The sequence below is a fragment of the Methylococcus sp. ANG genome (assembly GCF_040730495.1).
Taxonomy (GTDB): domain Bacteria; phylum Pseudomonadota; class Gammaproteobacteria; order Methylococcales; family Methylococcaceae; genus Methylococcus.
Map to the genome: position 1 here is coordinate 3,851,231 of NZ_CP160399.1, position 12,454 is coordinate 3,863,684.

The window sequence follows — 12,454 nt, forward strand, 5'->3', positions numbered from 1 at the left end:
CCGCATGAGGCTGCCGATGAAACGTTCGTTTGTGTGGCAGGGAATGGTGTTGGCGGCGGCCATGGCCGCGTCGCCCGGTTCCTGTGCGGGCCCCATTCCTTTCACGGTGCTGGCGCAGGGCTCTCAAAGCGGTATCGAGGACGAGCGGACCGTGGTGCTTCTCGATGAAGCAGCGTTCCGCTCGCTGTGGGCCTCGCATGGCGCGGGTTCCGTTCCCGCTCCCTCACCGCCGCAAGTGGATTTTTCCGGCGAGATGGTGATCGCCGCATTCGCCGGTGCCAAGAACAGCGGAGGCTACCGTCTCGGCATTGCCGGCATTGAAGAGAAGGACCGGCGCATCCAAGTGAACCTTGTACTTGACCGGCCGGGAGCGGGTTGCATGACGGCGCAGGTCCTGACCCAGCCGTATGTCTGGGCGAAAATCCGGCGTAGCGCCCTGCCGGTGGAATTCCGGACGTCCACCGTCGACATTTCGTGCGCAGAGGGTGAATGAACCGTCTTCACGATCGCTCACTCGTTCCTGATTCCCAGGTTTTCCCGCAACATGGCGATGAAGAGATCGCCCTGCTCGCGGGCGTCGTCGAGGGCGACATGCGTGTGCGGATTGGGTGAAGACCAGCGCTTGGGCAGATAATTTTTACTCGACCGTCCGAAGGTCTGGCGGCGCATTCCCATGGCATACGATCGGACGTCGATACCGTGTTCCGAAAAAGGCCGGCGTCCGGTGAAGCGGATCAGATACCAGTAGATCCACATGAAATCCCAGGTTGCGGGCCAGGCGAGAAATATCGGCTTGCCCGGCAGTCCTTCCAGCCAGTCGGCAAAGGCGTTCATGGCTTCCGCCGGCGGCTGCGTGTTCCGGCGGTGAGCGTTCCAGGCGTCCGGGAACTGCTGCCACCATTCCGTCATGGTCGGATGAGGAGTCGCCTCTGGAAGGGTTTCCAGGTTGACAGTGAATTCACCAATCGGGCTGCCGTGGGGACCGTAGGCCACGGCTCCGATGCTGAGCATCGAATGAGGGCCGGGTATCGGGCCGTCCGCTTCGATGTCCACGCTGACATAAATTTCCTCCGGTTTGATCTTGGTCATATGCTTGCTCCTGAACAAAAGTCACTATCCACAAATCCGGGTTGTTCCGTCAAACATCGGGAAAATGTCAGGTCCATTCCTTCCTTGCGTTGCCCAGACTGTTACGTTAAAGTTCTGCGGATTTTGTGTCGTGAGTGAATTCCCACAGAAAACTGGGGGTAATGACCGAATGATGCCTGAGCGGGGCGTTGAAACGGGGTTTCCTACGGGCGCTTGAAACAGGGAACGGGCCGGTTCCATGGTTGAGTCCGAGCGGGATCCACAGACAGGTGGCAAGCGAATCGTCTTGAAGCCCAACGCGTCGCTGACACGATGGCAGGCGTATTTGCTGCTGGGCGGGTTCGCCCTGGTGCTGGCTTCCATCGGATCGGCGTTCGCATTCATCGGCTGCTGGTTCGTCCTGCCGTTTGCCGGCGCCGAATGGCTGGTATTGGCCTACTGTTTCAGTCTGGCTTTCAGGCAGTCCGCGGTGCGCGAAGTGATCACGGTGACCGACACTGATGTCCTGCTGGAGCGCGGCATACGGGGGCCCGAACAGACTTACCGGTTCCGCCGCGCCTGGCTCGGTGTCAGTCTGGACGGGCCGGCGGCGGGGCATCCGAGCCGGCTGTGCCTGAAGCGCCACGGCAGGAAGATAGAGATCGGTCGTTTCCTGGTGGAGTCGGAGCGCGAGGCGCTGTACCGGGAATTGAAAGAAGAATTGACGAATGGCTAGTGGTTCGATCCGCAAGATATTGACCTGAGATACCGAGGAGAGGGCTCCGTGAAAAAACTTAAGCTACTGATCACCGGGCTGGGGATCGCAACGTTCGGGGAGGCGAATGCCGACTATGCGTTGAATCTCTCGCCGGGCGTCACCCAGTTGAGCCGGGATATCTATGACCTTCATATGTATATCCTGTGGATCTGCGTGGCGATCGGTGTGGGCGTATACGGCATGATGGTCTATTCCATCATGCACCATCGCAAGTCGAAGGGCGTGGTGCCCGCCCATTTCCACGAGAACACCAAACTGGAAGTCATCTGGACCATCATCCCCTTCGTCATCCTGCTGGCCATGGCGATTCCGGCCACCAAGGTGATGATCGAGGCTTACGACACGAGCGCCTCCGACATGACCGTCAAGGTCACCGGCTACCAATGGAAGTGGCGCTATACCTACCTCGACAACGGCATCGACTTCTTCAGCACGCTGGATGCGAAGAGTAACGAGGCGCGCCAGTTGGGTGTCCGGTCCAACCCCGAGGCGGTGCCGAACTATCTGCTGGAGGTCGACAAGCCGCTGGTGATCCCTGCCGGCAAGAAGGTCCGCTTCCTGTTCACCGCCGCCGACGTGATCCACTCCTGGTGGGTGCCGAAGTTCGGCTGGAAGAAGGATGCCATCCCCGGTTATGTGACCGACGCGTGGACCAAGGTCGAGCAGCCGGGAATCTATCGCGGCCAGTGCGCCGAGCTGTGTGGCCGCGACCACGGCTTCATGCCGATCGTCGTCGACGTCAAGAGCGAAGCCGATTACAACAAATGGGTGGAAGCACAGAAGGCTCAGGCGCAAAAGGCCGTCGCCGACGCCGCCAAGACCTACTCGATGGCGGAGCTGATGGCCAAGGGCGAAGAGGTTTACAACGCGAGCTGCGCGGGCTGCCACATGGCCAACGGCGAAGGCATGCAGGGCATGTTCCCGGCCATCAAGGGCAGTGCGGTGGCCACAGGCGATTTGAATACCCATCTCGATGTGGTCGTCAAAGGCAAGGGCCAGATGATGCCCGCCTTCGGCGACTCCCTGAGCCCCGTGGAAATCGCCGCCGTCGTGACCTACCAGCGCAACGGCTTCGGCAACAACAAGGGCGATCTGGTTCAACCGTCGGATGTTTCCGCGCGGAACTGATTTTTCAACGCTTTCGATGAGGTCATAGAGCCATGACAGAGGCAACTCACGAAGAACACGCCATCCATGACGAGCATATCGCCCACGGCCATCACGATGAACACGATCATCACGGTCCGGCCAAAGGCTTCATGCGCTGGGTGTTCACGACCAACCACAAGGACATCGGCACTCTTTACCTGGTGACCGCGCTGATCATGTTCATGGTCGGCGGCGCCATGGCGCTGGTGATCCGGGCCGAGCTGTTCGAACCGGGCATGCAGTACGTCGACCCGAACTTCTTCAACCAGATGACCACGCTGCACGCCCTGATCATGGTGTTCGGCGCCGTCATGCCGGCGTTCGTCGGTTTCGCCAACTGGATGATCCCGATGATGATCGGCGCGCCGGACATGGCCCTGCCGCGCATGAACAACTGGAGCTTCTGGATCCTGCCGTTCGCCTTCGTAATGCTGGCCAGCACCTTGTTCATGGATGGCGGAGCCCCGGCTGCGGGCTGGACGCTGTATCCGCCGCTGGTGCTGCAGGGCGGCGCGCACCTGCCGTTCGCCATCTTCACGGTCCATCTTCTGGGCATGTCGTCGATCATGGGCGCGATCAACATCATCGTGACCGTGTTCAACATGCGCGCTCCCGGCATGACCCTGATGAAGCTGCCGCTGTTCGTGTGGACCTGGGTCATCACCGCCTTCCTGCTGATCACCGTCATGCCGGTGTTCGCGGGCGCCGTGACCATGCTGCTCACCGACAAGTTCTTCGGCACCAGCTTCTTCAATGCGGCCGGCGGCGGCGATCCAGTGCTGTACCAGCACTTGTTCTGGTTCTTCGGCCATCCGGAAGTCTACATCATGATCCTGCCGTCCTTCGGCGTGATCTCGACCATCATCCCGACCTTCGCGCGCAAGCCGCTGTTCGGCTATTCCTCGATGGTATATGCGACCGCTTCGATCGGCTTCCTGTCCTTCATCGTGTGGGCGCATCATCAGTACACCGTGGGCATGCCGCTGGCGGGCGAGCTCTACTTCACCTATGCCACCATGCTGATCGCCGTGCCGACCGGCGTGAAGGTGTTCAACTGGGTCGCCACGATGTGGAAGGGCGCAATGACCTTCGAAACGCCGATGCTGTTCGCCATCGCGTTCGTGGTTCTGTTCACCATGGGCGGTTTCACCGGCCTGATGATGTCCATTTCGCCGGCCGACCTGCAGTATCACGACACCTATTTCATCGTGGCGCACTTCCACTACGTGCTGGTGCCGGGCGCGGTGTTCGCGCTGTTCGCGGGAACCTACTACTGGCTGCCGAAGTGGACCGGCCATATGTATGACGAAAAGCTCGGCAAGCTGCATTTCTGGCTGTCGACCGTCTCGGTCAACGTCCTGTTCTTCCCGCAGCATTTCCTGGGACTGGCCGGCATGCCGCGCCGTATCCCGGACTACGCCGTACAGTTCGCCGAGTTCAACGCGATGTCGAGCGTGGGAGCCTTCATCTTCGGCTTCGCCCAGTTGATCTTCGTGTGGGTCGTCATCAAGGCGATCCGCGGCGGTGAGAAAGCCACGGACGAGGTCTGGGAAGGCGCGAGCGAGCACGGTCTGGAATGGACCCTGCCTTCGCCGCCGCCATACCACACCTGGACCACCGCGCCGGACATCAAATAACCGGTACGTGACTCGGGCCCGCCTTTTGGCGGGTCCGCTACGGCAAGGCCCATGGACTTACGCAAGAAGAATCTGATCCTGACGGGAGTCATCGTCGTCATCGTGATCGGGCTGTATCTCTTCTCCATTTATAAAGTGATTTCATCGTCTTCGCCGTCGTGAACCATCAGGATACCGAGAGCAAAAAACACGGGCGCCTCGTCTGGAGCATCGTCTTCGTCGCACTGGCGATGTTCGGTTTCGGATTTGCCCTGGCTCCTTTTTACAGCCTGTTCTGCGAAATCACCGGCCTGAATGGAAAAGTGCGCACCGAAGCGGTCGAGGAGGTTGCCTACGACGTCGATGCTTCGCGCGAGATTACGATCGAATTCATCACCGAGCTGAACGAACGTATGCCGTTGGCCTTCAGTGTGGAGACGCCCAAGATGAAGATTCATCCCGGGCAGTATTACACCGTCAAATTTTATGGCGAGAACCTGACGGACAGACCCATGGTGGGGCGTGCCATACCGAGCATCACGCCCGGTACCGCGACGGCGTACCTGAAAAAGACCGAGTGCTTCTGTTTTTCGGAACAGAAGTTTGAACCGCACCAGCGCCGGGAGATGCCGGTCCGTTTCGTGATCGATCCGGGTCTGCCCAAGGACGTCAAGGAAATGGCGCTTTCGTACACCTTTTTCGATATTTCCAATACTCAGAAAGACTAAAGTTGTACCTTCTTCGAAATTCATCAGGGGATTTACATGGCGACTAGCGCAGCTTCCTACTACATTCCGCACAAGGCGACCTGGCCTATCGTCGGTTCCATCGGCTTGACCAGCCTGCTGGCGGGTTTTGCGAACTACCTGAACGGCCTTTCCATCGGGCCGACCATGATGATTCTCGGCGCCGGCATTCTCGTGACCATGCTGGTGGGCTGGTTCGGTACGGTGATCCACGAAAGCGTCGCCGGAATCTACAGCGACCAGGTCGACCATTCCTTCCGCTGGGGGATGATCTGGTTCATCACCTCGGAAGTGTTCTTCTTCTCCGCCTTTTTCGGCGCGCTGTATTACGCCCGTATCTACGCGCTGCCCTGGCTCGGCGGCGAGGGCGAGCTGGGCTTGACCAACGAAATCCTCTGGAAGGGATTCGATGCGGTTTGGCCGACCAACGGTCCGGGCAAGGTGGGCGGCGAATTCGAGCCGATGGCGGCCTGGGGCATTCCCGCGCTCAACACCCTGATCCTTCTCTCCAGCGGCGGCACCGTCACCTGGGCGCACTGGGGCTTGCTGGCCGACAACCGCGGCCAGCTCATCAAGGGGCTGATCGCCACCGTGGCGCTGGGTTTCCTCTTCGTCATCCTGCAGGCTTTCGAATATCACGAAGCCTACACCGAAATGGGCTTGACCCTCGGCTCCGGGATTTACGGCTCTACGTTCTTCATGCTGACCGGTTTCCACGGTCTGCACGTCACGATCGGTGCGATCATCCTGACGGTCGTGCTGTTCCGCAGCATCCGCGGCCACTTCAGTGCGGAGCACCATTTCGCTTTCGAAGCCGCGGCGTGGTATTGGCACTTCGTCGACGTCGTCTGGCTCGGACTGTTCATCTTCGTGTACTGGCTCTGACACGAGCCGGTCCCAAAAAAACGCTGCTTCGGCAGCGTTTTTTTTTGAGCGGGGGTATGTGAGTGGCCTGCTATCTTTGGGGGCGCCGTGGTTCAGCGTAAACGGCTGATGACGCGGGAACATGCTTCGGGGAACGGGATTTGTTGTGCGCCCCTCCTCCTGATGTGACCTGACCGAGTGTGTTGCCATCGTGAACGGGTCTTCCGTAACCGTTCGGTTCCCTGGGAGCGCGGGCGTCCCGCCCGCTGAAAAAGCGGCCAAGACGGCCGCGATCCCAGCAACAAAGAAGCGGGAGGCATGAACGGTTGCGGTTTTCCAAGCCGGACTCGATCGCTCAGCTTCTTCACAAAATCTTCATATATGCGGTGGTACATCGCATTGCTATAATTTAACTATATAAAATATAAATAGATTGACATTATTGTTATAGGGGCTGAGTCTTAACCCCCGGGGGGACGCGTAGCTCATGATGAGCAAAAAAATTCGGCTTGGTTTGACAGGGAGCGATGCTTAGACTACAAATAGAAGTTAGACATCTTTAGGTTGTCGCGTTCGAGGGGATTTGGTACGTCAGGTGGGAGCTTCAAGATGCGCGGTGCAAGGGGCGTGCGGCGATTCCTATCTCTATCAGCGATAGATCGCAGGCTTTTTTTTCAGGCGCTGTTTCTTATATTGTTGTTCCGCGTAGCGCTGGTTGTGGTTCCTTTTCAGCGGTTGTGGAAATACCTGGGCGGGATGAAATCAGTTGGAACTCGTGATATGCAGCAGCGCATTGTGATTCAGCCCGAAAAAACAGGAACAGCGCTCGCTCGGGCTAGTCGATATGTTCCAGGGACTACCTGCCTGATGCAGGCTTTAGCGGGGATTTTGATGTTGAGCCGGCAAGGATATATTGCCGAACTCTGCATTGGAGTGGCAAAACCAAATGGCGAATTTGGTGCTCATGCTTGGGTAGAGTGCGGCGGTCGCCCAGTAGTCGGTACTAAAGCGGATTTCACTACGTTACATGTATTGAAACGATAAGGATGGTCTGATGAGCGGAATTATAGGGATTTGTTATCAGGATGGTCGCTCGGTCGACCGCACTGAGCTGGAGCGCATAACCGATTCCATCGCTCACCGTGGCCCGGATGGCTCCGGCATCTGGCTGGACGGCTCCGTCGGTCTCGGGCATCGGATGCTCTGGACTACTCCCGAGTCGCTGAAGGAACAACTGCCTCTCGTCAGTTCGAGTGGCAATTTCGTGATAACCGCGGATGCTAGAATCGACAACCGCGACGATCTCGCCCGCCAGCTCGATCTTCCCCTATCTGTAGATATCCCTGACAGTGCGTTGATCCTGGCAGCCTACGAGGCTTGGGGCGAAAACTGTCCGACGAAACTCGTCGGAGATTTCTCGTTCGCTATCTGGGACAAGAGAAAACGCACAATCTTCGCAGCCCGAGACCGACTTGGCATTAAGCCGTTCTATTACCATCATCGGGAAGGGCGAGTATTCGTCTTCGCGTCCGAGATTTTCCCGCTGTTTAAGGCTGCCGGTCTGGAAAAGCTGCCCAACCGGGACGCCATACGAGAAGTCGTTACGAAATTCGCGACAGCTTTCGATAGAACCCTGTTCGAGGGGATCAAACGCTTACCTCCGGCCTGCAACCTAGTACTTTGCAATGGACGCTTGGTTGTGCGCCGGTACTGGGAGCCTGTGCCCGCCCAAGGCAGTCGAAAGCCCGACCTGGCTAGGCACGTCGAGGAGTTCCGCCATCTTTTCGGTGAAGCCGTCAGGGCGCAATCGCGTAGTGCCTTTCCGATTGGTTGCCTACTCGGTGGAGGGCTGGATTCTTCCTCGGTCCTTTGTATGGCTGCCCGCCTCATCCCGGATAAGGCACGGCTGACCAGCTATTCTATGATCTTCGACCGGTTCCCCTGCGATGAGCGTAAATTCATCGAACAGACGGCCCGGGAAGCTGGCGTGGAGCGGATCTTCACGGTGGCGGATGCGGATCCTGTCGAGGGTTGGGGTGGCCTTAAAGCCTGCTACGGCTTACACCGGGACTGGCCGATCCAGGGTATGCCCATGAGAGCCCTCTGGCCCTTGCTGGACGAGGCCAAGAGCCGCGGGGTGAGGGTGATGCTGACTGGTGTCGGCGGCGACTCCGTGATCCAGGGGAGTCCCTATTATCTGGCCGACCTGCTGACATCGGGTCGTTGGAGCGCCTTGGCCGGTGAATTGATACAGTATCGTTTTTCGCCAAATATACTCTGGTACTGGATGATGGAGCCCGTATTGCCAGAATGGCTTTGCAGGCTCGGCAGGCGGATAAAGGAATTTATACGGCCTCATAGCGATGCGTCGTTGTTGTTGGGAAATGAGGCGCTAGGAGTTGGGCAGGAACACCCCTATCTAGTGCGCGCCCGTTTTGAGAGCGCCAGCGCTTGGCAAGAGGCGAGTTTCATCGCTAATCCGGGAAGCAGTATGGCTCTAGACGGTGAGTGGGATGGGTTAGGCCATCGCGGCACGTTGGAGTTTCGCCATCCTTTCTATGATGCCAGACTGATGGACTTTCTTATGTCGGTTCCATCCGAGGAAAAAAGACGGCAAGGAACTACCAAATATATTCTCCGCGAAGCGATGAAAACCGTATTACCAGAAAGTATACGACTGCGCAAAGGTAAGGCGGAGTTCTCACCTGTCTTCGCATCGATACTCGATTCTATAAAATTCGATCCGGGCTCTTTCACGCTCACCCGGGTTGGGATTGTGGAAGCAAACAGGGTGGCAAGCGTTATCGAACATCGAACAGTCCAGCCCACTCCCATGAGTTCGCTTGTTTTGTGGCAACTGGCTGCCCTGGAAATTTGGTATAGCACTTACTTCAAACCAATAGGAGATCAAACATGAACGTATCTGAACAGCAAGATATTCGGCTTATCAACGAAGAGCCAAAAAAACTTTACACGGTGCCAGTACTGAGCGAATACGGAAATATGACTACCTTGACACAAGGTAGCTTAGTTTTGTCCGTTGTAACACCGCTGACTGCCACTTTAGCCGATGTGGCGGGGGGGTAGTCTATCGTCCATGCGCTTCTCTGCCTATGGGACTTTCATTGAGTCAGAAATTCCGTTGACCGGTTTGCCGCCTCCTTCTGGCAAGCCGGTCAGCGCAGTAAAGTTTAAATCGGGATGCCCTCACCATACGTTGGCGGATCAGAAACGCATAATAGAATCGCCTAAAGGATGGGTAAATATTGTGTGTGCGGGGGGGGGAAGTCCTGTATTTCGCATTGACGAAGTGGGAGAGTTTCATCTCTGTCCTGAGGAATCAGCGATTTGCTGTCGCCTCATGCCGGGAACTTCCATGGAGAGAGTGCGCTATTGGCTGATGCATTACGTGCTTCCTGTCTATCTCTTGCTGGATCCCCGATTCGATTTTCTTCATGGTTCGGCAGTGGATATTGATGGCGGAGGCGTGGCGTTTCTGGCCGATGCCATGGGTGGAAAATCTACGCTTGCTAATTTCTTCGTCCAGCAAGGGCACGGCCTATTGACCGACGATCATCTGGGTATTTTTCGAAGGGACGTATTCCTGGCAATTCCCAGCGTCCCTTTTGTCCGTCCGTACCGGGAGTTCGAGGATCTTGGGAACCCGGTCGAGCGATTCGCTTCCCAGCCTTTGCCGCTACGGGCTATCTATCTGCTTGAGCTGTCCGATGGACCAGCGCGGGTAATACCGCGCGCGGGACTGCCGGTAGCAGTGGCGCTCGCGAGGAACCGCCGGCTAAGGGTTTCGAACAAGTTTACCGAGTTGGCGAAGACCCGTTTTTCCCGTCTCGCCGAACTGGCTGCCTCGATTCCCGTGGCCAAACTCTGTGTCCCTCGCGATTTATCGCGTTTACCGGAAGTGTATGAAACCATTTTGGCTCACCTTGGGGAACTCCATGATTCGATATGACCTCATTGGTTTGACATACACTAGGGCTTGTCCGCTGACGTGCCGGCATTGCATCACGGAGTCCTCGCCCCATATCAAGGGCAAGATGCAGATGGAACAAGTCAGTGAATATCTCAAGGTGATCCCATCGTTCGCCCCTGGCGTTTGCTTCACCGGGGGCGAGCCCATGTTGTATTATCAGGATATCTTGGAACTGGTTCGCCAGGCGAGGGATTTTGGACTTAAATCATCTCTTGTTACCGGGGCTGGATGGGTGCGAGGCGAGTCCTCGACCAGGTCACGCATTAATACCTTGGCTGCAGCGGGATTGGGACATATCTGTATCTCCTGGGACCAGTATCATGAAGAGTTTTCATCACGCGAACGGCCTCTGCGGCTGGCACGTCTTGCCATTGAAGCAGGATTGGGTGTGGCTGTTCGCGTCGTTGCCATCACGGAGGCCCAGAAAGAAGAGTATCACGCCATGTTCGATGGCTTGCCCGTATATTTGCAATCTCAAGCCCCCGTTAAATTGGGACGAGCGACTTCTCTGCCGCCGCAGCATTTCGTTCGCACGGAAGAGCCGCCTTTAGGGGTATGCGCTGTTGTCCTGACTCCCGTCATTGAGCCCGATGGTGCTGTCTATGCTTGTTGCGGTCCTGCATATTATTGTGGGAAATTCTCGCCCTTAAAGCTCGGGAATACTAATGACGAGCCGCTCGAAGACATATTGGGACGCGCAGTCCAGGATCCGATCCTGGAAATCATTTTCACTGCGGGACCGTACGGCCTCTACCAGTTACTTAGAGATCATCCAGTGGGGCGAGAGCGCTTCAAGGCCCGCCCGGAATACTCTGGCATTTGCGAGCTATGCCTGGATATCACTAACGATACCGAACTCGTAAACATAGTGCGGGAGCGACTCGCGGATAGCAAGGCTCAACGCTTACGTGTGGCATCAAAATTGTGGATGGAAAATAAGTTGTTACCAGAAATAAGAAAGAGTCAACGCCGACAGAAGCAAATCGAACAGGAAGCATAATAATCATGTCATTAAGCGATATGATGATTACTATATCAGAAGAAGTGGTTTTCGAGAAAGTCGGCGACGAGATGGTGCTGCTTAATCTCGAAACCGGAGCCTATTTCGGACTCAATCCGTCGGGTAGCCGCATGTGGGAGTTGCTCGTCGCTACAAAAAGTCCTGTGCGCGTTGTAGAATCCATGCATCATGAATATGACGTTGCTGTCGACGTTCTCGAACAGGATTTGGCGAATCTGATCAGCGAGTTGAAAGAGAAAAAACTCATAGAGGTGGGATAGGGGATTCCCGCGCTACCTGAAATGTCTCTTGGTGTCCCTGAGAGGGCGGGAGTAGGGGAATTGAATGTCACTTAACCGTCATATGGTTCCATGCATTCCTTGTAAAACGTTAAAGGCCAGTGGGTGGAACGTGAGGAACAATCATTCTAACTCACCTCTCCCGGATTTCTGCATGGACGACGTCCCTACTCCGTCAGGACAAGCCCCATCCGCTAAAACGGTGGCGGCTTCGCTGTTTTATGAACACCGCCTGAGCATGTTAGGGAAGGAGTTCGCGGCGGTTGGGCTGGCGCCCGTGATTGTCAAGGGACAGGCCGTTGTCGATCTCGCGTTTCCGAAGGGAGAGATTCGTTTAGCTGGTGACGTAGACATTTTGGTGGGCGACGAGGCTGAAGCCGTCGTTGATGTTTTGACGGGATTGGGTTATGAGGAAATTCCACCGCATTCTACGCATTTCCATTTCGTAGATCGCAGCTTTGTTCAGCAAGGAAAACGATTGCCGAATTTGGTCGAACTGCATCGATGTCTCGACAAAATTCTCTTACGCCCGATTCCATATGATGAGATCCTTACTCGCGCGAAACCTTCCGGACGACCCGGTTTCCGCTATCCAGAAATAGAAGATTTATTCCTGTTGGTCATCCTGCACGCCAGCTCGGACATCTACTTCGATCCGGCCAGGGTCGAGCGGGATCTGTGGTTTCTGTTGAATCACGGCAAGCCCGACATGGATATCGTCTGGTCACGAGCCCAGCAATGGGAGTTGTCGCGTGCGCTTCGTCGGTTGTTGAACAGGCGTTATCGACAAGCCAGGAGCAAGCCGCCCGGTCCGTTTGTTTTTCTGGCGAATCAGGCGTTCTGGCATGACAACTTCGTCACCGTCTTGCGCGGCGTGGCTAAGTATTCCTATGCGCGTCTGCTGGACCGGCTGTACCCTTGAAGTTTGATCGGAGTTCCGCTG

The 12,454-nt window shown here is 56.5% G+C and carries 14 protein-coding genes; 13 read left to right on the forward strand and 1 reads right to left on the reverse strand.

Annotation, left to right across the window (positions count from 1 at the left end; genetic code table 11):
- The first annotated feature begins 16 nt into the window (after nucleotides 1-16).
- Entirely contained in the window at nucleotides 17-493 is a 477-nt protein-coding gene (locus ABZN20_RS18850; protein ID WP_367026251.1) for a protease complex subunit PrcB family protein, read from the forward strand.
- Between the two features lie 17 nt (nucleotides 494-510).
- Here ABZN20_RS18850 and ABZN20_RS18855 read toward each other — a convergent pair whose 3' ends face one another.
- Nucleotides 511-1,089: an exonuclease domain-containing protein gene (locus ABZN20_RS18855; RefSeq protein ID WP_367026252.1), complete on the reverse strand. Its 579-nt coding sequence runs from the start codon at nucleotides 1,087-1,089 to the stop codon at nucleotides 511-513.
- Nucleotides 1,090-1,375: 286 nt separating this feature from the next.
- On the opposite strand from ABZN20_RS18855, the gene ABZN20_RS18860 reads away from it, so the two are divergent.
- From ABZN20_RS18860 to ABZN20_RS18915, 12 genes are all read left to right on the forward strand, one after another.
- On the forward strand, nucleotides 1,376-1,804 hold the full coding sequence (locus ABZN20_RS18860; RefSeq protein ID WP_367026253.1) for a DUF2244 domain-containing protein: 429 nt from the start codon (nucleotides 1,376-1,378) through the stop codon (nucleotides 1,802-1,804).
- Nucleotides 1,805-1,852: 48 nt separating this feature from the next.
- Nucleotides 1,853-2,974: a cytochrome c oxidase subunit II gene (gene coxB / locus ABZN20_RS18865; protein WP_367026254.1), complete on the forward strand. Its 1,122-nt coding sequence runs from the start codon at nucleotides 1,853-1,855 to the stop codon at nucleotides 2,972-2,974.
- A gap of 32 nt (nucleotides 2,975-3,006) precedes the next feature.
- On the forward strand, nucleotides 3,007-4,632 hold the full coding sequence (gene ctaD, locus ABZN20_RS18870) for a cytochrome c oxidase subunit I (RefSeq protein WP_218805925.1): 1,626 nt from the start codon (nucleotides 3,007-3,009) through the stop codon (nucleotides 4,630-4,632).
- A 158-nt stretch (nucleotides 4,633-4,790) separates the two neighbouring features.
- Complete coding sequence (locus ABZN20_RS18875) at nucleotides 4,791-5,339, forward strand: cytochrome c oxidase assembly protein (protein WP_218805926.1); 549 nt, start codon at nucleotides 4,791-4,793, stop codon at nucleotides 5,337-5,339.
- 36 nt (nucleotides 5,340-5,375) lie between these two features.
- Complete coding sequence (locus tag ABZN20_RS18880; protein WP_218805927.1) at nucleotides 5,376-6,242, forward strand: cytochrome c oxidase subunit 3; 867 nt, start codon at nucleotides 5,376-5,378, stop codon at nucleotides 6,240-6,242.
- Between the two features lie 588 nt (nucleotides 6,243-6,830).
- Nucleotides 6,831-7,265, forward strand: coding sequence for a lasso peptide biosynthesis B2 protein (locus ABZN20_RS18885; RefSeq protein ID WP_218805928.1), 435 nt, complete (start codon nucleotides 6,831-6,833; stop codon nucleotides 7,263-7,265).
- A gap of 10 nt (nucleotides 7,266-7,275) precedes the next feature.
- Nucleotides 7,276-9,138, forward strand: coding sequence for an asparagine synthase-related protein (locus tag ABZN20_RS18890; RefSeq protein WP_367026255.1), 1,863 nt, complete (start codon nucleotides 7,276-7,278; stop codon nucleotides 9,136-9,138).
- A complete protein-coding gene (locus tag ABZN20_RS18895; protein ID WP_367026256.1) occupies nucleotides 9,135-9,308 on the forward strand; it encodes a hypothetical protein in 174 nt (57 codons plus the stop codon). The genes ABZN20_RS18890 and ABZN20_RS18895 overlap by 4 nt, the downstream gene beginning before the upstream one ends.
- Nucleotides 9,309-9,597: 289 nt before the next feature.
- Nucleotides 9,598-10,191: a hypothetical protein gene (locus ABZN20_RS18900; RefSeq protein ID WP_218805931.1), complete on the forward strand. Its 594-nt coding sequence runs from the start codon at nucleotides 9,598-9,600 to the stop codon at nucleotides 10,189-10,191.
- Entirely contained in the window at nucleotides 10,178-11,212 is a 1,035-nt protein-coding gene (locus ABZN20_RS18905) for a radical SAM/SPASM domain-containing protein (protein ID WP_367026257.1), read from the forward strand. Before ABZN20_RS18900 ends, ABZN20_RS18905 begins: the two co-directional genes overlap by 14 nt.
- A 5-nt stretch (nucleotides 11,213-11,217) precedes the next feature.
- Complete coding sequence (locus tag ABZN20_RS18910; protein WP_218805933.1) at nucleotides 11,218-11,493, forward strand: PqqD family protein; 276 nt, start codon at nucleotides 11,218-11,220, stop codon at nucleotides 11,491-11,493.
- Nucleotides 11,494-11,665: 172 nt separating this feature from the next.
- Complete coding sequence (locus tag ABZN20_RS18915) at nucleotides 11,666-12,433, forward strand: nucleotidyltransferase family protein (RefSeq protein ID WP_367026258.1); 768 nt, start codon at nucleotides 11,666-11,668, stop codon at nucleotides 12,431-12,433.
- Nucleotides 12,434-12,454 lie beyond the last annotated feature (21 nt).